The organism is Bradyrhizobium sp. HKCCYLS3013, assembly GCF_051167615.1.
In the GTDB taxonomy this organism is placed as follows: Bacteria; Pseudomonadota; Alphaproteobacteria; order Rhizobiales; family Xanthobacteraceae; genus Bradyrhizobium.
In genome coordinates, this window is the sequence record NZ_JBNPTK010000003.1 from 396,153 (window position 1) to 414,301 (window position 18,149).

Below are 18,149 nucleotides of genomic sequence, written 5' to 3' on the forward strand. Positions count from 1 at the left end.
CGCCCGGTTCTCCGCCTGCCCCCCTCTGCAACAGGAGCAAGCCATGACGGCATCCGACAAGGCGTTCACTGGATCGATCCCGCAGATCTACGATCAACTGATGGTTCCCTTGATCTTCGCGCCCTACGCGCTGGACCTCGCGCGGCGCATCGCGGCGTACCTGCCGCGCGACGTACTGGAGACGGCGGCAGGCACCGGCGTGGTGACGCGGGCCCTGCACGCTCAACTGCCGCCGGAGGTCCGGATCACCGCCACCGATCTCAACGAGCCGATGCTCGCGCAGGCGAGGACCCATCTCGCCGCTGCGGACCGCATCGCATTTCATCAAGCCGATGCGCTGGCCCTGCCCTTTGCCGATGCGAGCTTCGATGCCGTCGCCTGTCAGTTCGGCGCGATGTTCTTCCCCGATCGCGTCAAGGGCTATGCGGAGGCCCGCCGCGTGCTCCGGCCCGGCGGACGTTTCGTCTTCAACGTCTGGGACCGGATCGAGGAGAATGAAATTCCTCACGTCGTTCACGAGACGTTGCAACAGGTCTTCCCCGAAAGCCCGCCGCAGTTCTTCACCCGGACTCCGCACGGCTATTTCGATGCCGGGCGGATCGAGGCCGATCTGACCGCAGCGGGCTTCACGGACATCGCGATCGAGACGGTGACGCATCGCAGCCGCGCGGCTTCGCCTCAGGACCCGGCCATGGCATTTTGCCAGGGCACGCCGATGCGCGGCGAGATCGAAGCGCGCGGCAGGCCCGGCCTCGCCGCCGTGACGCAGGCGACCGCGGAAGCGCTGGCGCGCCGCTTTGGCGAGGGTGCCATCGAAGGCCGGATACAGGCGCTGGTGATCTCAGCGGAGTGAGCGACGGGCTCGCGCGCCGTGTCGTTAGAGCGTCGGCAACACGGAGAACGCCTCGCCCGGCCGGCGCGGTTTGAGCTGATCGGCCGTCGCCGGGTTTTCCATCACGGCATCGACACGCGCTGCTGGCGGTCCCTCGCGGCAGGCTGCCAACACGGCGGCGACGTCGTCCGAGGGACCCGCGAACAACGCCTCGACACTGCCATCGCTGCGATTGCGCACCCAGCCTTCGAGGCCGTTGAGGATGGCCTGATCCTCGACCCAGGCGCGGTAGCCGACGCCCTGGACGCGGCCGCGGACCATGACGTGGACAATGGCGCGATCGGTCATGATCCGAGCCCCAGAAAATCGCGCAGGCGCTTCTTCACATCGGCGTCGCGCATCATGCGTGCCGTCAGCTCGGCCGACGGCAGCCCCTTGAGCTGCTTCGGCGAGACCCCGTCACGCAGCGCCTTCAGCGTCTCATACACCGCCTGCGTCGCGGCGGCGATCGGCGCATGGCCCTGCAGCGCGACGCGGACACGGCGCGAGGCGAGATAGCCGAGATCGGACATCTCCTCCGGCGCACCGCCGAGCACGATCGGCAGCGTGGTGGCGGCCGCGATCGCGTCGAGCTGGTCGCGCGCGGTGATGCCGGTGAAGAACAGGCCGTCGACGCCGCACGCCTCATACGCCCTGGCTCGCGCGATCGCGTCGTCGAGCGAGGTGATGGAGACCGCGCCCGTCCGTCCCAGGATGACCAGCGCGGGATCGTCGCGGCCGTCGAGCGCGGCCTTCACCTTGCCGACCCCCTCGGCCAGCGAGATCAGTTGCGGCTTCGCTTCGCGATAAGCCTGCGGCAGCAGCGTATCCTCGATGGTGAGTCCCGCGGCGCCGGCAGCCTCCAGCTCCTGGACGGTACGGCGCACGTTCATCGCATTGCCATAGCCGTGATCGGCATCGACCAGCACCGGCAGCGCGGCCGCGCGCGACATCCGCCGCATCTGCTCGGCGAGCTCGGTCAAGGTGATCAAGGCAATGTCGGGATCGCCGAGGACGGCGAGCGAAGCCGCCGAGCCGCCGAACATGCCGAGTTCGAAACCGAGGTCCTCGGCAACGCGGATCGAAATCGCGTCGTAAACGGAGCCGGGATGGACGCAGCGATCGCTGGCGAGGATTGTGCGCAACGCTTCTCGGCGAGTACGGAACGTCATCACGCCCTACCTCTCTCCGTCATTGCGAGGAGCGAAGCGACGAAGCAATCCAGAGTCTCTTGCTGGGCCCTGGATTGCTTCGCTTCGCTCGCAATGACGGCGGTTAGACTTACTACGCAAACTCCAGGATCAGCGCATCCACCGCGAGCGTCGCGCCGGCGGTCGCGTGGATCTTCTTCACCGTGCCGTCCTGTTCGGCGCGCAGCACGTTCTGCATCTTCATGGCTTCGACCACGGCCAGCGTCTCGCCGGCCTTGACCTCCTGCCCTTCGGTCACGGCGATCGAGACCACGAGGCCGGGCATCGGGCACAGCAGCTTCTTGCCGCTATCACCCGCGGTGACGACCGGCATCAGCCGCGCCGCGGTCGCCTCGGTTTCCGTGTAGACGTAGACCGGTGCTTCGACGCCCTGATGCGCGAGCCGCACACCGTTCGCAATCAGGCGCGTCTGCACGGCGATGGCCGCGCCATCGATGGTGCCGTGCCAGACCGCATCGCCCGGTTTCCAATCCGACACCAGCTGATGCGCCGGGCCGACCTTGCCGTCGCCCCCGACGAAGCGGACCGTGATCGCGCCGTTCTCCCTGGTGATGTCGAGCAGGATCTCGTCGCGCCCGAGCCACACCGCGCGGCGGCCCTGCCGCTTCACAGGCCGGCCGATCATCTGCTGCGAAATCTGCCGCTTGCGCTCGCCGAGCACGTGGTCGATCGCAGCACCCACCGCCGCCAGCCGGCGCGCGATCTCGCCTTCCGGCGCGCGCGCGGCAAAGCCCTTGGGAAACTCCTCGGCGATGAAGCCGGTCGACAGCCGGCCCTCGCGCCAGCGCGGATGGTTCATCAGCGCCGACAGGAACGGGATGTTGTGACGGATGCCGTCGACATAGAACGCATCGAGCGCGGTCGACTGCGCCTCGATCGCGGCAGCCCGCGACTCCGCATGGGTGACGAGCTTGGCGATCATCGGATCGTAATAGATCGAGATCTCGCCGCCCTCCTGCACGCCGGTGTCGTTGCGCACGGTGATGCCATCAGCCTTGCTCTCGGCCGGCGGGCGATACTTCACGAGGCGGCCGATCGACGGCAGGAAGCTCCGGAACGGATCTTCCGCATAGACGCGGGATTCCACCGCCCAGCCGGTCATCGTCACGTCCTTCTGCGCAAGCGAAAGCTTCTCGCCGGCGGCGACGCGGATCATCTGCTCGACGAGATCGATGCCGGTGACGAGCTCGGTCACGGGATGCTCGACCTGCAGGCGCGTGTTCATCTCAAGGAAGTAGAAGCTCTTGTCCTGGCCGGCGACGAACTCGACGGTGCCGGCGGAGTCGTAGTTCACGGCCTTGGCGAGCGCCACGGCCTGCTCGCCCATCTTGCGCCGCGTCTCCTCGTCGAGCAGCGGCGACGGCGCCTCCTCGATGACCTTCTGGTTGCGGCGCTGGATCGAGCATTCGCGCTCGCCGAGATAGATCACGTTGCCATGCTTGTCGCCGAGCACCTGGATCTCGATGTGGCGCGGATCCGTGATGAACTTCTCGATGAAGACGCGATCGTCGCCGAACGAGGCCTTGGCCTCGGCCTTGGCGAGATTGAAGCCCTCGGCCACTTCGGCAGTCGAATGCGCGATGCGCATGCCCTTGCCGCCGCCGCCGGCGGAGGCCTTGATCATCACGGGGTAGCCGATCTCGTCGGCGATGCGCACCGCGTGCTTGTCGTCCTCGATGACGCCGAGGAAGCCGGGCACGGTCGAGACCTTGGCCTTGGCGGCCGCCTTCTTCGATTCGATCTTGTCGCCCATCGCGGCGATCGCGCCTGGGTTCGGGCCGATGAAGACGATGCCGGCCTCGGCCAATGCCCGCGGGAAAGCCTCGCGCTCGGACAGGAAGCCGTAGCCCGGATGCACCGCCTCGGCGCCGGTCTTCTTGCAGGCCTCGACGATGCGGTCGATGAGGAGATAGCTCTCGGCGGCGGCGGGCGGGCCGATCAGCACGGCATCATCTGCCATCTCGACATGCAGCGCATCGCGGTCGGCTTCCGAATAGACCGCAACGGTTCGGATTCCCATGCGGCGGGCAGTCTTGATGACCCGGCAGGCGATCTCGCCGCGGTTCGCAATCAGAATGGTTTTGAACATGTTCTTGCTTGATACCTTTGGGCGGGCTCCCCGCTCGTGGCACAGGCGTCACACCGCGAGCTTGATCGGTTCGTCTATACCAAAATCGCCCGCGCGCAACCCGCCTCTCGTTCCGACCGTGCCGTCCGGCGAGGCATGCCAGCCGCAGGCATTGCCGTTACCCGGAATAGCTGTGGAAACGTCCGCGGGCATAGGCGTGGGACACCGCCTTCATGAGCTCACCGACCTCGGTCTCGAGAAAATCGTTCGCAACAATCAGGGCCCGAATGGCCGCGCGCAGATCGCCGCCGCAGGCAGCAATGGCCTGGTCCACGGCGGCCTCCAGCGCGAGGTGTTCAGCGTCCGCGGCTTGAGCATCGATGTTGGATTGCGATCTGGGCTGCATGCGCGATGACGGTCCTCGCTCCGGTCACGCCGCCATGTTCACTTTATGTTCGCTGGAGTCAAGGCGGATCACGCCGCCCCGATCTCTTGATGCTGCGGCTCGGCCTGCGGCTTTTCGGGCGCCAAGGTGACGGACGTCTCCCGGCCGCCCTGCCGCACCAGGCGGTGGATGAAGCCCAGCTTGCCGATGACCGGCGGCGTCAGGATGAAGGGATAGAGATCGCGCGCGCCCATCGCCCGGGCGACACTGTTCATGGCGAAGGTGAACGGCAGCCAGGCGTTGACGATGGTGTCGAAGTCCTCCGCGACATACGGATCGAAGGTGACGCGCGCTGTCAGTCCGCCGATCTGGTCGGCGGGCGGATCGATCTCGATACCGAACTCGGAGGCCATCTCCAGCGTATCGACGATGTGGAGGTAGTGCGCCCAGGTCTCGGCAAAATCCTCCCACGGATGCGTGGTGGCGTAGGCGGAGACGAAATTGTCCTGCCAGTTCACCGGCGGCCCCTGCTCGTAGTGCCGCTTCAGTGCCTCGCCGTAGTCCTGGGTATCGTCGCCGAACACCGCCCGGCATTCGTCGAGCCGGCCGGCATCGCGCACCAGCACGTCCCAGAAATAGTGCCCGACCTCGTGGCGGAAATGACCGAGCAAGGTCCGGTACGGCTCGCCCATTTCCAGCCGGCGCCGCTCGCGCTCGAAATCGTCGGCCTCGGCCAGCGCGATGGTGATAAGGCCGTTGTCGTGGCCGGTCATGACCTTCTGCTGGCCGGCGGGGTCGTCGGCGAGGAAGTTGAAGATCAGCCCGTGCTCGGGATCCTCGATGCGTGTCTTCACAGGGAGTTTCCAGCGGATCAGCGAGTAGAACAGCCGGTGCTTGGCCACCTCCAGCTCTCGCCATCCGGCGAGTTGCGCGGGATCAGACAGATTGGGAATCGTGCCGTTATGCCGGCAGGCGCGGCAGAAGCCTGCGGTCTCACCGATCTCGAGCAGCCAGTTGCAGGCGTCGTGCTCGGCATTGGCGCAGAAGAAGCGCCCCGACCCGTGGTCGGCGAGCGTCCGAACCCCCTCCTCCGCCGGCTCGATCGCCGACAGGGTCTGGCGCTCCGGCATGAAGGCGAGCTGATGGCCGCAGCGACCGCAGCTGCGATTCTCGAAATACAGGATGTTCTTGCAGGCCTGACAGACGAAGAGCTTCACGGTATGGACCTACGTGTTGCGGAGTTCAGGGCCTGACGACGCACGACAGTAACAGTCCGTTCCGGGAGCGCGGAACTTTTTATCTGCCCCGACGTTCACGTCATGCGGTCGTTTGCCCGCCTTAATCTCTGCCCAGTTTGCTTTCCTTGAACCCAATGTCGCCACGCTTCCGAACACCCGCGGTGGAATTCTCGGACGACTGCTCGCCACACCAGTACAGGTCAGCATGAACAGCGCGGATGCGCCCAGAGACGACGTGAGGCCGGAGGCTGCCGCCGACGCGCTGCGCCAGCATATCGAGGAGATCGCCCGCGATCGCGATCAGGCCTACCGGGCGCTGCAGGAGCGCGAGGCGGAGCTCGCGCGCATTCAGCGCATCGCCCGGGTCGGCGGCGTCGAGGTCGATTTGCGCGAGGGCTACCGCAACCGCCGCTCCCCCGAATACCTGATCATTCACGGCCTGCCGCCGGAGGCCGTCCACGAGACTCACGAAGACTGGGTCAGGCGCGTCCATCCCGACGACCGCGTCAAGGCCGAGCGGGACTTCATCGCCGCGGTGAAGAGCGATCAGGAGGACTACACCACCGAATACCGCATCATCCGTCCCAGCGACGGCGAGATCCGCTGGGTCCGCGTCATCGCCCGCATCGAGCGTGACTGGAACGGCCGTGCGATCCGTCTGGTCGGCGCGCATATCGATGTCACCGACCAGATGCTGGCGCAGGCCAAGCTGCGCGAGAGCGAGGAACGCTTCCGGCTGATCGCCGACAGCGCGCCGGTGCCGATCTGGGTGACGAAGCTCGACCGCACCCGCTCCTTCGTCAATCGCGCCTATATCGATTTCCTCGGCCTGCCCCCTGACGAGGCGCTGGCCTTCGACTGGCGCAAGGTGCTGCATCCCGAGGACCTTCCGCGCATCCTCGCGCAGCAGCAGTCGGGAGAGTGCTCGCTGAAGCCGTTCTTCCTCGAGGCGCGCTACCGGCGCGCCGACGGGGAATGGCGCTGGCTGCGCTCGGAATCGCAGCCACGCTGGGATGCGAACGGCAAACATGTCGGCTTCATCGGCGTCGCTCACGACGTCACAGCCGCCAAGCAGGCCGAGATCGAGCTGCGCCGCGTCAACGAGACCCTCGAAGAGCGTATCAGGGAGCGCACCGCCCAACTCGAGGCCAATGAAGCGCGCATGCGCGCGATCTTCGACACCAGCAATCAGTATCAGGCCATCCTCGACGTCGAGGGCCGCGTGATGCATGCCAACCGCATCGCGGTCGCCGGCATGCGCGCCGGTGAAGTGAACGTCATCGGCCAGCCGCTCTGGGATGCGCCCTGGTTCACCCATACGCCGGGCGTGACCGAGATGCTGCGCAAGGCGTTCGCCCGCGTTCTCGCCGGCGAAAGCTTCCGGACCGAGATGCGGCTCGACTTCGCCAGCGGCCAGCGACATTTCGAGCTGTCGATGCGGCCGCTGTTCGACCAGCATGACGTGGTCACCGGCGCGGTCGCCGAGGCCGTCGACGTCACCGAGCGCATCCAGGGCGAGGAGCTGCTGCGGCAGTCGCAGAAGATGGAGGCGGTCGGCCAGCTCACCGGCGGCGTCGCCCACGACTTCAACAACCTGCTCACCATCATCCGCTCGGCCACCGACTTCCTGCGCCGCCGCGATCTTCCCGAGGAGCGGCGCCGGCGCTATGTCGACGCGATCTCGGAGACGGTGGAGCGCGCCTCGAAGCTGACCGCGCAGCTCCTGGCCTTCGCCCGGCGGCAACCCTTGACGCCGCAGGTGTTCAATGTCGGCGAGCAGGTCGAGAACGTCGTGCAACTGATCCGTCCTCTTGTCGGCAGCCGCATCCAGATCGAGCTCGCGGTCACGGACAGCGGGCTGTTCACCCTCGCCGACGTCGCGCAATTCCAGACTGCGCTGATCAATCTCGCCGTCAATGCGCGCGACGCCATGAACGGTGAAGGTCATCTGCAGATCGGCGTGCAGCGAACCGAGAGCATTCCGGCCTTGCGCGGCCAGGGCCCCCGCCCCGGGGCCTTCATCGCGATCTCGGTCACCGACACCGGCGGCGGCATCGCGCCTCAACATCTCAACGCGATCTTCGAACCGTTCTTCACCACCAAGGAGGTCGGCAAGGGCACGGGTCTCGGCCTCAGCCAGGCGTTCGGCTTCGCCAAGCAGTCCGAAGGCGACATCGCGGTCGACAGCCGCATCGGCCACGGCGCGACCTTCACGATCTATCTGCCACAAGCCGCGGCAACGGAATCCGGCGCGGAAGCGGGCGCCGCGCGCATCGAGCCGGCGACCATCGGGCGCGGCTACCGCGTGCTCGTGGTCGAGGACAATGACGAGGTGGGGCAGTTCTCGACCGAGCTGCTTGAAGACCTCGGCTACGTCACCCGCCGCGTCGCCAACGGCGCCGATGCGCTGGCGATCCTGGCGAACGATGAGTTCGCCGTCGATCTCGTGTTCTCCGACGTCATCATGCCCGGCATCAACGGCCTCGAGCTTGCCGGCATCATCCGCGACCGCTATCCCGGCCTGCCGGTGGTGCTGACATCCGGCTACAGCCACGTGCTGGCGGAAAATGCCCATCACGGCTTCGAGCTGATCAAGAAGCCCTATTCGGTGGAATCGCTGTCGCGCATCCTGCGCAAGGCGATGGCCGAGAAGGCGCCGCTGCCGCGCTGAGCCGGCATCGGGAACCAACATTGCCGATCGGACGTTCTGTTCCGCAATGAGGTGCCGTGAGCCGCGTCCGCGCGTCGCGCCGCACTCGGTCATCCGATGTCATTGCGGACCATTTGATGCGCTCCCTTCGCTCGCGGCTGTCGGCGCTCTGGCTCATGCTGGCAGTTTCCGGCGCGGCGACGGCGTATCTTCTTGTCGAGTCGTTCCAGCAGTCGAACGACGCCCGCGTGGCGCGCGCGCAGGACCTGGTCACGCGCGGCTGCCGCGACATCGCCGACCGCTATCAGTTCTTCGTCTCGGGCTGGCGCGGCGCGCCGGTCGACGACAGCCTGAAGCAGGACCTCATCCCGCTGCTGCAGTCCGCCTTGGCCGCGACGCCCGGCGTCGAAGGCGGCATCTGGCAGACGGAGACCGGGTCGCTGGCCTACGCCTATCCGACCTACGAAGGCACCGGACCCAAGACCGACCTGCCGGCCGCCGAGCTCAGCGTGATCAAGCAGATCAACAGCGACGCGCAGCGCAGCGGCCGCCCCTTCACGACAAAGAATGCCGGACGGTCGCAGACCCTGATCGTTCATGCCTGCCCGTTGCGCGGTCCGCTCCAGAACGTCACTGCCTGGACCATGACCCGCGCCGCCGCGGCCGAAGGTCCGGCCTACACGCATCTGCTGATCGGGCTGATCGTGCTGGCGGCGACGCTGCTCGGCTCGGCGATCTGGCTGGCCTGGATCCTGGTGTCGTGGTCACGCCGCATCGCCATGATCGAGACGGCGCTGGGCGAGCCGACGGACAATGCCGACCTGCCGCAACTGCCGCACACCGGCGCCCGCGAGCTCGACCGCCTCGTCGACGCCGTCAACGATGCCGGCCATCGCCTCTCGGCAGAGCGCATGCGCGCAACCGCCGCCGAGCGCCTCGCAGCCGTCGGCCGGCTGTCGGCCACGCTCGCCCACGAGATCCGCAATCCGATCGCGGCGATGCGCCTGAAGGCGGAGAACGCGCTCGCCTCTCCCGACCCTGCGCGCAAGGCCGGCGCGCTCGAAGCGATCCTGCAGCAGGTGGCGCGGCTCGACGCGCTGCTGCGCGATCTCCTGGCGATGACCCAGGCGAGCCAGCCGAAGACCCGTCCCGTCGAGCTCGACGACTTCCTGCAGGCCACGATCGAAGCGCACCGCGATGTTGCCGCGCGCCACGGCCAGTCGCTCCGCGCCGTCGCGCCCTCCTCCGCGCGGTGCTGCTTCGATCCCGCGCAGCTGCAGCGCGCGCTCGACAATCTGATCCTCAATGCGATCCAGAACACGCCCGAGGACGGCGAGATCGTCGTCGCAGCCGAGATCGCCGATGGACGCCTGCTGTTTCGCGTCACCGACAGCGGCCCGGGCATCGCCCCCGGCATCAGGGATCGCCTGTTCGAGCCGTTCGTCAGCACCCGCGCCGACGGCACCGGGCTTGGACTTGCCATCGTGCGCGAGATCGCGCGCGCCCATCATGGCGATGCGCAACTCGCCCCTGTCAGCACCGGCACCAGCTTCGAGATCTCCCTGCCATGGCAACCATCCTGATCGTCGACGACGATGCGGCGCTACGCGACGGGCTGGCGGAGACGCTGACCGATCTCGGCCACGAGGCGATCACGGCGGCCTCCGGCCGCGAAGCGACCGGCATGGTGTCTCCCGCGACCGATGCCGTGCTGCTCGACCTGCGCATGCCGGGGCTCGACGGCATCGAGACCTTGCGCCGCATCCGCGCCGATGGCGATGCGCCTCCGGTGATCGTGCTGACCGCCTATGCCAGCCCTGAGAACACGATCGAGGCGATGCGGCTCGGCGCGTTCGATCATCTGGTGAAGCCGATCGGCCGCGACGCGCTGCGCGAGCTGATCGCGCGGCTGCCGCCGCGCCGGTCTCAGCAGCAGGACACGGCCTCCGCCGACGACAGCGGGCTGATCGGCACCAGTGAGGCGATGCGCCGGGTGCAGAAGACGATCGGCCGCGCTGCCGATGCCGATGCCACGGTGCTGATCCGCGGCGAGACCGGGACCGGCAAGGAGCTGGTCGCGCGCGCGCTTCATGTCCACAGCCGGCGCAGCGCGTCTGCCTTCATTGCCGTGAACTGCGCCGCGATCCCGCGCGATCTGCTCGAGAGCGAATTGTTCGGCCACGTCAAGGGATCGTTCACCGGCGCCAGCTCCGACCGCGCCGGCGCCTTCCGCGATGCCGGGGCCGGCACCCTCTTCCTCGACGAGATCGGCGACATGCCGCTGCCGATGCAGGCCAAGATCCTCCGCGCCCTGCAGGAGCGCGTCATCACGCCGGTCGGCGGCAAGCCGGTGATGGTGTCGGCCCGCGTCGTCGCGGCCACGCATCGCGATCTCGCCAGGCTGGTCGCGAGCGGCGCCTTCCGCCAGGATCTGTACTACCGCCTCAACGTGATCCCGATCGAGCTGCCGCCACTGCGCGAGCGCGTCCAGGACATCCTGCCACTGGCCAGCCATTTCCTGGCGCTGGCATCGGAGGGACGGCCGCGCCCACGCCTGAGCGACGCGGCCATTGACAAGCTCGCTCACGCGCCCTGGCCCGGCAATGTCCGCGAGTTGCGCAACCTGATCGAACGCGCCTGCGTGCTGACGCAGGGCGCCCTGATCGACGCCGATGACCTCGACATCGCCGACGCGCCACATGACGAGGAAACGGAACCTTCTGATCTGCCGGCGGCGGTGGCCAGGCTGGAAGAACGCCTGATCCGCCGCGCGCTGGCAGCCTGCGGCGGCAACCGCACCGAAGCGGCGCGACAACTCAAGATCAACCGGCAACTGCTCTACACCAAGATGCAGCGCTACGGTCTGGGTGACGAGCCGGCGTCAGGAAATCCGACGCGAGCCGTCGGGAAAGACGACGCCTAGCGCCGCAACCCGTCATGCAACCCATTGATTTGTCGTCGTCCGGCACTTGGCACGGCCGTTGCGAACCATCTCGCGTCACCCCTGCCAAAGGAGTTCCAGGATGACGCGAAAGATGACGCCGATCATGGCCGCGCTGATGCTCGCCGCAGCAGGCTGCGGCATGACTGCGGCCAGCGCCCAGGCCCCGCTGTCCCCGCCGGATGCGACGTGGGATGCATCGCAGCTTCCGGAGACACGCGGGATCGTCAAGCAATACACGCTGACGCCGCGCGGCGATGTCGACGGACTGATTCTCAACGACGGCACCGAGGTGAAGCTGCCGCCGCATCTGACGGCTCAGGTCGTGTTCACGATCCGGCCGGGCGACGGCGTCTCGATCCGCGGCCTGCGCGCCCGCGCGCTGCCGCTGGTCGACGCGGCCTCGATCACCAATATCGCGACCGGCAAGACCGTCGTGGACGACGGTCCGCCCGACCGCCCCGGCCGGCACGGCGCCGACCAGACGGTCAGCGGACGGATCGCCACGGTGCTGCACGGCAAGCGCGGCGAGGTCAACGGCGCGGTGCTCGATGACGGCACGTCGCTCCGCCTGCCGCCGCCCGAAGCCGAACGGCTGGCCGACTGGCTGCATCCCGGACAGACGATCTCGGTGCGCGGCGACCTGCTCGAGACCGCCCTCGGCAAGCTCGTCGACGTCAAGGCCATCGGCACCTCGCCGGATCAGATGACGGAAATCGACGGTCCGCGCCCGCCACGCGGCCCGAGGGGCGGCCCCGACCGGCTCGGCCCGCCGCCGCCTCCGCCGCGCGGCTGATCTCTTTCCTTTCGATCACGAACGAACGCACCACAGGAGACGAACATGCATTGGATCGATCCCGAAAGCCTGCCGCTCGTGAACGGCGTGCTCGAACGCTTCGTGCTCAATCCGCATGGCGAGGTCGACGGCTTCGTCATGCGGGCAGGTGACAAGGACATCCTCGTCCATACGCCGCCGCATATGGCGGCGGAGCTGACGCGCCACATCAAGGCGGGCGATACGGTCGGCGCGCGGGGCGTCAAGCCGCGCGGGGCGCAACTGCTCGCGGCGGTCGCCGTGTCGGCTGAAGATGGCCGGCAGATCATCGACCACGGCCCGGACGAGGAGCGCGAGCACCCCAAGCACGACCATCACCGGATGGACGTCGAAGGCAAGGTGCGGCTGTCGCTGTTCGGCCCCAAGGGCGAGCTGCGCGGCGCGCTGCTGACCGACGGCACCGTCGTGCGCATCGGGCCGAAGGAAGCCAAGGAGATTGCCGAGCTGCTCGCGCCGAAAGCGACGCTGGCGGTTCGTGGCGACGGCATCGACACGCGCTTCGGCCGGGTCATCCACGCCCGCGAGGCGGGCCCGGACCTGAAGAGCCTCAAGCCGCTTAAGCATGGCCCCAAGAAGGGCCCTGAGCATGGTCCCAAGAACGGACCGAAGCACGGACCGAAGCACAAGCATGGGCCCAAGCACGATCACGCGCACGCGTGATCGCCTGCACTGACGCAACGAGGGACCGAGGCCTGAGAGCATGTCACAGGATGAGACTACCACGCGCCGGGCGCGCCGCGCGCTCGACGCCGCCAATTTCTTCCTGGCCGACGTGCGCGATGGCCTCGGGCCCTATCTTGCGATCTATCTCCTGACCGAGCAGAAATGGGACGAGGCCTCGATCGGCGTGGTGATGTCGCTGGCGACGATCGCCGGCATCGCCGCGCAGACGCCGGCCGGCGCGCTGGTCGACGCGACCAGGGCGAAACGGCTGGTCATGATCGTTGCCGCGATCATCGTCACGGCGGCGTCCCTGCTGCTGCCGCTAATGACGAGCTTCTGGCCGGTCGCGATCTCGCAGAGCATCGCCAATGCCGCCGGCGTGATCTTCGCCCCGGCGATCGCGGCTGTGTCGCTCGGGATCGTCGGCGCCAAGGCCTTCACGGCGCGCGTCGGCCGCAACGAGACCTTCAACCATGCCGGCAATGCCGTCGGCGCCGTGATCGCCGGCGCCGCCGCCTATGCGCTCGGACCATCGGCGGTGTTCTACCTGATGGCGGTCACGTCGGCCGGCAGCCTCATCAGCGTGCTCGCCATCCCCGAGCGCGCCATCGACCATGACGTCGCGCGCGGGCTGGCGCATCAGGCGGAGGGCAACCGAGCGGGCCAAGGCGAGCAGCCGTCGGGCCTGGACATTCTCCTGACCTGCCGTCCGCTGCTGATCTTCGCGGTCTGCGTCGCGCTGTTTCACCTCGCCAACGCCGCCATGCTGCCGCTCGTCGGCCAGAAGCTGGCGCTGCAGGACAAGAATCTCGGCACCAGCCTGATGTCGGCCTGCATTGCCGCCGCCCAGCTCGTGATGGTGCCGATGGCGCTGCTGGTCGGCGCCCGCGCCGACCGCTGGGGCCACAAGCGCTTCTTCCTGGCGGCGTTGCTCATCCTGCCGCTGCGCGCGGTGCTCTACACGCTGTCCGACGACAAGGCCTGGCTGGTCGGCGTGCAGTTGCTGGACGGCGTCGGCGCCGGCATCTTCGGCGCGATCATGCCGGTCATCGTCGCCGACCTGATGCGCGGCACCGGCCGCTTCAACGTCGCCCAGGGCGCGGTCATCACGGCGCAGAGCATTGGCGGAGCGCTGTCGACCGCGCTCGCCGGCCTGGTCGTGGTCCATGGCGGCTACAGCGCCGCATTCCTGGCGCTCGGCGCGGCTGCCGCCCTCGCCGTGATCGTGTGCTGGCTGCTGCTCCCCGAGACCGGTGGAGCAGAGGCCGCCCACCCGAACGCGGCGCCCTCGCCCGCTATCCCCGCCGAATGATTTGCTCTATCGATCCCCGATCATGTCCCTGCACGATACCTGGCTCGCCTACGCCATCATCATTCCCGCCATCGCCGGCGTCATCATCCGCCCCTTTCGGCTGCCCGAGGCCGTGTGGGCCGCCGCCGGCGCGATCCTGCTGGTCGCGCTCGGCCTGCTGCCACCAGCCGATGCGCTCACCGGCATCCGCAAGGGCGTCGACGTCTATCTGTTCCTGATCGGCATGATGCTGATCGCCGAGCTGGCGCGCCGCGAGGGCCTGTTCGACTATCTCGCGGCCTATGCGGTGGAGCATGCGCGCGGCTCGCCGCAACTGCTGTTCCTGCTGGTCTATGCGGTCGGCACCCTGGTCACGGTGCTGCTCTCCAACGATGCCACGGCGATCGTGCTGACGCCGGCGGTCTATGCCGCGACGCGCGCCGCCGGCGCCTCGCCGCTGCCCTATCTGTACGTCTGCGCCTTCATCGCCAATGCCGCGAGCTTCGTGCTGCCGATCTCCAACCCGGCCAATCTCGTCGTGTTTGGCGAACGCATGCCGCATCTGACCGAATGGCTGCGCCAGTTCACCCTGCCCTCGATGGCCGCGATCGCCCTCACCTATGTCGCGCTGTGGCTGACCCAGCGCCGCGCGTTGCGCGAGGAGACGCTGCGCACCGATGTCGAGAAGCCGCATCTCAGTCGCGAAGGCCGGCTCGCCGCGTTCGGGATCGGCGCCATCGCAGCCGTGCTGCTGACCGCCTCGGCGCTCGACGTTCAACTGGGCCTGCCGACCTTCGTCTGCGGCGTGGTCACCGCGGCCGCGATCCTGCTCGTCGGCCGGCAATCGCCTTGGCCGGTGATCCAGGGCATCTCATGGGGCGTGCTGCCGCTGGTCGGCGGCCTGTTCGTGATGGTGGAAGGTCTGAGCCGCGTTGGCGCGATCGGCCAGCTCAGCGCCTGGCTGCACCAGGGCGTGACGTCGTCGCCGCACGGCACGGCGTGGGCCGCGGGCCTGATCACCGCGGTCGCCGACAACATCGCCAACAACCTCCCGGTCGGCCTGGTCGCAGGCTCCGTCGCCACCAGCGATCACCTGCCGCATGAGGTCATCCGGGCCATCCTGATCGGGGTCGATCTCGGCCCAAACATCTCGGTCACGGGCTCGCTTGCCACCATCCTGTGGCTGACGGCATTGCGGCGTGAGAAGATCGAGGTGACGGCCTGGCAATTCCTGAAGATCGGACTCGTGGCAACGCCGCCCGCGCTGATCGCAGCGCTGGCGGCGGCCATTTGGTAAAGACGACCGAGGCTTAGGCGGCCGCCTCGTAGTTGACCGCGGTCTCAGCGATCTTGGTCAGCGACTCGTCGGTCTTGCGCTCTTCATTCAGCGTCTGGTCGAGCAGCTTGGCGGCCTTCGGCAGGTTGAGCTTGAGCGCCCAGGCCTTCAGGGTGCCATAGCGCGACATCTCATAGTGCTCGACCGCCTGCGCTGCAGCAAGAAGGCCGGCGTCGAGCGCCTGCGTCCCCTTGTACTCGTCCATGATCTCCTTGCCCTCGTCGATGATGCCCTCGATCGCATCGCACTTCTTGCCGCGGGCGGGCTTGCCGATCAGCTCGAAAATCTGCTCGAGCCGCTCGATCTGGCCTTCGGTCTCCTCCTGGTGCTTCTCGAACGCCGCCGCCAGCTTCTCCGACTGCGCCGCCTTGGCCATCTTCGGCAGCGTCTTCAGGATCTGCTTCTCGGCGTAGTAGATGTCCTTGAGGGTATCGAGGAAGAGCTCGTTGAGGTCTTTGTCGGCAGGCATGGTGTGCTCCCTGAATTGTGTGAGCCGACAACCGGGAAGCCACACCCTGGTTCCTGCCGCGGACTACCGCTCGACGAAAATCCTGTCCGGAGCGGTGCCGATCGGGCACGAGCCCCTTGTAACAAAACTGTCACCCGGCAAAACTAAAGCTCTTCCCTGCGGCGAGACGCCGCGATTCCGCCGATTGCTTTTCAGGAGTTTTCAATGCGCCGCCCGCTCGTGCTGCTGTGCGCCGGACTGACCCTGCTGTCGTCCAGTGCCGCATTTGCGCAGAACGCCACGCCCCATAACCTGATCCTGTTCATTCCCGACGGCCTGCGCGCGCTGAAGGTGACGCCGGAGACGGCGCCGGCCATGGCCGCCGTCCGCGACAAGGGCGTCAACTTCAAGAACTCGCACTCGCTGTTTCCGACCTTCACCATGGCCAACGGCTCGGCCATGGCGACCGGCCATTACCTCGGCGACACCGGCACGTTCTCCAACACGATCTTCACCGGCTACACCTCGGCGCCGGCCGGCGACACCATCGTGCCCTTCATCGAGAACGACGCCGTGCTCGGCGACATCGACGAGCATTTCAACGGCGACTACCTCAACGAGGACACGATCCTGAAGCTCGCCCGCAAGGCCGGCTATTCGACCGCCGCGATCGGCAAGCTCGGCCCGACCTATCTGTTCGACCACACCGGCTGCCCCTGCAAGCCGGGCGCGAGCTCCTCGATCGTGATCGATGACTCCACCGGCAACAAGAACGGCGTGCCGATCACCGACGAGATCAAGGACGCCCTGACCAAGGCCGGCCTGGCGCTGGCGACGCCGTCACGCGGCGACAACGGCAAGGCGGGCGACGCCAAGACGCCGGGCACGACCACAGCCAACGTCGCCCAGCAGGCCTATATGGTCGACGTCGCCACCAAGGCGGTGCTGCCGATGTTCAAGGCCCGCAACAAGCCGTTCGTGCTGGTGTTCTGGTCGCGCGACCCGGACGGCAGCCAGCACAATCAAGGCGACAGCCTGAACACCATCACGCCGGGCATCAACGGCCCGACCTCGATGGCCGGCATCAAGAACGCCGACGACAATCTGGCCGCGCTGCGCAAGGCGCTCGATGATCTCGGCCTGGCGGCCTCGACCAACATCATGGTCCAGGCTGACCACGGCTTCTCGACCATCTCCAAGGAGAGCAAAACGAGTCCCTCCGCCAAGGTCAGCTATGACGACACGCCGAAGGACTTCCTGCCGATGGGCTTTCTGGCGCTCGACCTCGCCAAGGCGCTCGACCTGCCGCTGTTCGACCCGAACGACAAGAACGCGGCGGTGCCCGAAGGCAAGCACCCCAAGGCCGGCAATGGCGTGCTCGGCAAGGACCCGGCCAAGCCCGATCTCGTCGTCGCCACCAATGGCGGCTCCGACTTGATCTATTTGCCCAACAACGACAGGAAGCTCGCCCGCCGCACCGTCAAGGCGCTGCTGGCGCAGGACTACGTCTCCGGCATCTTCGTCGACGACAAGCTCGGCGAGATCCCGGGCACCTTGCCGCTGTCGCAGATCAACCTGCAGGGCAAGGCGGTGACGCCGCATCCGGCGATCGTGGTCAACTTCCGCACCTATGTCGCGCCGGGTTGCGACCAGCCGTCCAACTGCCAGGTCGAGGTCGCCGACACCGTGCTGCGCCAGGGCCAGGGCATGCACGGCTCGTTCGGCCGCGGCGATACCTACAACTTCATGGCGGCCATCGGTCCGGACTTCAAGGCGGACTTCGTCGATCCGCTGCCCGTCAGCAACGCCGATGTCGGCGCCACCGCCGCCAGGCTGCTCGACCTCAAGGTCGCTCCGAAGGGCAGACTGATCGGCCGCGTCATGACCGAAGCGATGCCGAACGGCGCGACGCCCAAGGCTGTGTCGGACGTCGTCAAGTCCGATCCGGCCGCCGGCGGCCTGCGCACCGTGCTGAAGCTGCAGCGCGTCGGCACCCAGCGCTATTTCGACGTCGCCGGCTTCCCCGGCCGCACCGTGGGGCTGGATGACGAGGCGCCGAAGCAGAAGGCCGCGGCGAAGTAGTCAGTCGATCGCCAGTACTTCCATGCGATCACCGGAGTGCCCCGCGAAAGCGAGACACTCCTGTTTCGATCAAACGCGATGCCGTAGCCCGGGTGAGCGCAGCGACACCCGGGGACACTTTTCCCGCATG

Annotated in this window: 15 protein-coding genes; 9 read left to right on the forward strand and 6 right to left on the reverse strand. The window is 67.5% G+C overall.

Annotated elements, in window-relative coordinates:
• The first annotated feature begins 43 nt into the window (after positions 1-43).
• The gene (locus ACQR1F_RS08575) at positions 44-853 is read left to right on the forward strand and encodes a class I SAM-dependent methyltransferase (protein ID WP_434874563.1); all 810 of its coding nucleotides are present in this window, start codon (positions 44-46) and stop codon (positions 851-853) included.
• 24 nt (positions 854-877) lie between these two features.
• On the opposite strand, the gene ACQR1F_RS08580 is transcribed toward ACQR1F_RS08575, so the two are convergent.
• The 5 genes from ACQR1F_RS08580 to ACQR1F_RS08600 form a co-directional block, all read right to left on the reverse strand.
• Positions 878-1,180 carry an acylphosphatase gene (locus tag ACQR1F_RS08580; protein WP_315804918.1) on the reverse strand — a complete coding sequence of 101 codons (303 nt, stop codon included), beginning with the start codon at positions 1,178-1,180 and terminating at the stop codon, positions 878-880.
• On the reverse strand, positions 1,177-2,043 hold the full coding sequence (locus ACQR1F_RS08585) for an isocitrate lyase/PEP mutase family protein (protein ID WP_434912828.1): 867 nt from the start codon (positions 2,041-2,043) through the stop codon (positions 1,177-1,179). Before ACQR1F_RS08585 ends, ACQR1F_RS08580 begins: the two co-directional genes overlap by 4 nt.
• A 112-nt stretch (positions 2,044-2,155) precedes the next feature.
• Positions 2,156-4,171 (reverse strand): acetyl-CoA carboxylase biotin carboxylase subunit, encoded by a 2,016-nt coding sequence (locus ACQR1F_RS08590; protein WP_434847795.1) that lies wholly within the window; start codon positions 4,169-4,171, stop codon positions 2,156-2,158.
• Positions 4,172-4,328: 157 nt separating this feature from the next.
• Positions 4,329-4,556, reverse strand: a complete 228-nt coding sequence (locus ACQR1F_RS08595; protein ID WP_434912829.1) for a hypothetical protein — start codon at positions 4,554-4,556, stop codon at positions 4,329-4,331.
• 68 nt (positions 4,557-4,624) lie between these two features.
• A complete protein-coding gene (locus ACQR1F_RS08600; protein WP_316182146.1) occupies positions 4,625-5,752 on the reverse strand; it encodes a zinc-binding metallopeptidase family protein in 1,128 nt (375 codons plus the stop codon).
• A gap of 226 nt (positions 5,753-5,978) precedes the next feature.
• On the opposite strand from ACQR1F_RS08600, the gene ACQR1F_RS08605 reads away from it, so the two are divergent.
• The 7 genes from ACQR1F_RS08605 to ACQR1F_RS08635 all read left to right on the forward strand — a co-directional run bounded on the left by ACQR1F_RS08605 (position 5,979) and on the right by ACQR1F_RS08635 (position 15,450).
• Positions 5,979-8,444, forward strand: a complete 2,466-nt coding sequence (locus ACQR1F_RS08605; protein WP_434912830.1) for a PAS domain-containing protein — start codon at positions 5,979-5,981, stop codon at positions 8,442-8,444.
• Between the two features lie 116 nt (positions 8,445-8,560).
• Positions 8,561-10,006 carry a sensor histidine kinase gene (locus tag ACQR1F_RS08610; RefSeq protein ID WP_434912831.1) on the forward strand — a complete coding sequence of 482 codons (1,446 nt, stop codon included), beginning with the start codon at positions 8,561-8,563 and terminating at the stop codon, positions 10,004-10,006.
• Complete coding sequence (locus ACQR1F_RS08615; RefSeq protein ID WP_434912832.1) at positions 9,991-11,346, forward strand: sigma-54-dependent transcriptional regulator; 1,356 nt, start codon at positions 9,991-9,993, stop codon at positions 11,344-11,346. The genes ACQR1F_RS08610 and ACQR1F_RS08615 overlap by 16 nt, the downstream gene beginning before the upstream one ends.
• A 112-nt stretch (positions 11,347-11,458) precedes the next feature.
• Positions 11,459-12,160, forward strand: coding sequence for a hypothetical protein (locus tag ACQR1F_RS08620; RefSeq protein WP_316182202.1), 702 nt, complete (start codon positions 11,459-11,461; stop codon positions 12,158-12,160).
• Between the two features lie 45 nt (positions 12,161-12,205).
• On the forward strand, positions 12,206-12,859 hold the full coding sequence (locus tag ACQR1F_RS08625) for a hypothetical protein (protein WP_434912833.1): 654 nt from the start codon (positions 12,206-12,208) through the stop codon (positions 12,857-12,859).
• 40 nt (positions 12,860-12,899) lie between these two features.
• On the forward strand, positions 12,900-14,174 hold the full coding sequence (locus ACQR1F_RS08630) for an MFS transporter (RefSeq protein WP_434838318.1): 1,275 nt from the start codon (positions 12,900-12,902) through the stop codon (positions 14,172-14,174).
• Positions 14,175-14,196: 22 nt separating this feature from the next.
• A complete protein-coding gene (locus ACQR1F_RS08635) occupies positions 14,197-15,450 on the forward strand; it encodes an arsenic transporter (RefSeq protein ID WP_434912834.1) in 1,254 nt (417 codons plus the stop codon).
• 13 nt (positions 15,451-15,463) lie between these two features.
• Here the strand turns inward: ACQR1F_RS08635 and ACQR1F_RS08640 are convergent, their stop codons facing one another.
• On the reverse strand, positions 15,464-15,958 hold the full coding sequence (locus tag ACQR1F_RS08640; RefSeq protein WP_316216083.1) for a ferritin-like domain-containing protein: 495 nt from the start codon (positions 15,956-15,958) through the stop codon (positions 15,464-15,466).
• Between the two features lie 204 nt (positions 15,959-16,162).
• Here ACQR1F_RS08640 and ACQR1F_RS08645 point away from each other — a divergent pair, with 204 nt between their 5' ends.
• Positions 16,163-18,019: an alkaline phosphatase family protein gene (locus ACQR1F_RS08645; RefSeq protein ID WP_434894043.1), complete on the forward strand. Its 1,857-nt coding sequence runs from the start codon at positions 16,163-16,165 to the stop codon at positions 18,017-18,019.
• The last annotated feature ends 130 nt before the right edge of the window (positions 18,020-18,149 follow it).

Coding starts and splice junctions, on each gene's coding strand:
- ACQR1F_RS08585 (WP_434912828.1), bottom strand. CDS start 2,043: ATGACGTTCCGTACTCGCCGAGAAGCGTTGCGCACAATCCTCGCCAGC.
- ACQR1F_RS08575 (WP_434874563.1), top strand. CDS start 44: ATGACGGCATCCGACAAGGCGTTCACTGGATCGATCCCGCAGATCTAC.
- ACQR1F_RS08620 (WP_316182202.1), top strand. CDS start 11,459: ATGACGCCGATCATGGCCGCGCTGATGCTCGCCGCAGCAGGCTGCGGC.
- ACQR1F_RS08615 (WP_434912832.1), top strand. CDS start 9,991: ATGGCAACCATCCTGATCGTCGACGACGATGCGGCGCTACGCGACGGG.
- ACQR1F_RS08580 (WP_315804918.1), bottom strand. CDS start 1,180: ATGACCGATCGCGCCATTGTCCACGTCATGGTCCGCGGCCGCGTCCAG.
- ACQR1F_RS08645 (WP_434894043.1), top strand. CDS start 16,163: ATGCGCCGCCCGCTCGTGCTGCTGTGCGCCGGACTGACCCTGCTGTCG.
- ACQR1F_RS08625 (WP_434912833.1), top strand. CDS start 12,206: ATGCATTGGATCGATCCCGAAAGCCTGCCGCTCGTGAACGGCGTGCTC.
- ACQR1F_RS08630 (WP_434838318.1), top strand. CDS start 12,900: ATGTCACAGGATGAGACTACCACGCGCCGGGCGCGCCGCGCGCTCGAC.
- ACQR1F_RS08605 (WP_434912830.1), top strand. CDS start 5,979: ATGAACAGCGCGGATGCGCCCAGAGACGACGTGAGGCCGGAGGCTGCC.
- ACQR1F_RS08640 (WP_316216083.1), bottom strand. CDS start 15,958: ATGCCTGCCGACAAAGACCTCAACGAGCTCTTCCTCGATACCCTCAAG.
- ACQR1F_RS08635 (WP_434912834.1), top strand. CDS start 14,197: ATGTCCCTGCACGATACCTGGCTCGCCTACGCCATCATCATTCCCGCC.
- ACQR1F_RS08610 (WP_434912831.1), top strand. CDS start 8,561: ATGCGCTCCCTTCGCTCGCGGCTGTCGGCGCTCTGGCTCATGCTGGCA.
- ACQR1F_RS08590 (WP_434847795.1), bottom strand. CDS start 4,171: ATGTTCAAAACCATTCTGATTGCGAACCGCGGCGAGATCGCCTGCCGG.
- ACQR1F_RS08595 (WP_434912829.1), bottom strand. CDS start 4,556: ATGCAGCCCAGATCGCAATCCAACATCGATGCTCAAGCCGCGGACGCT.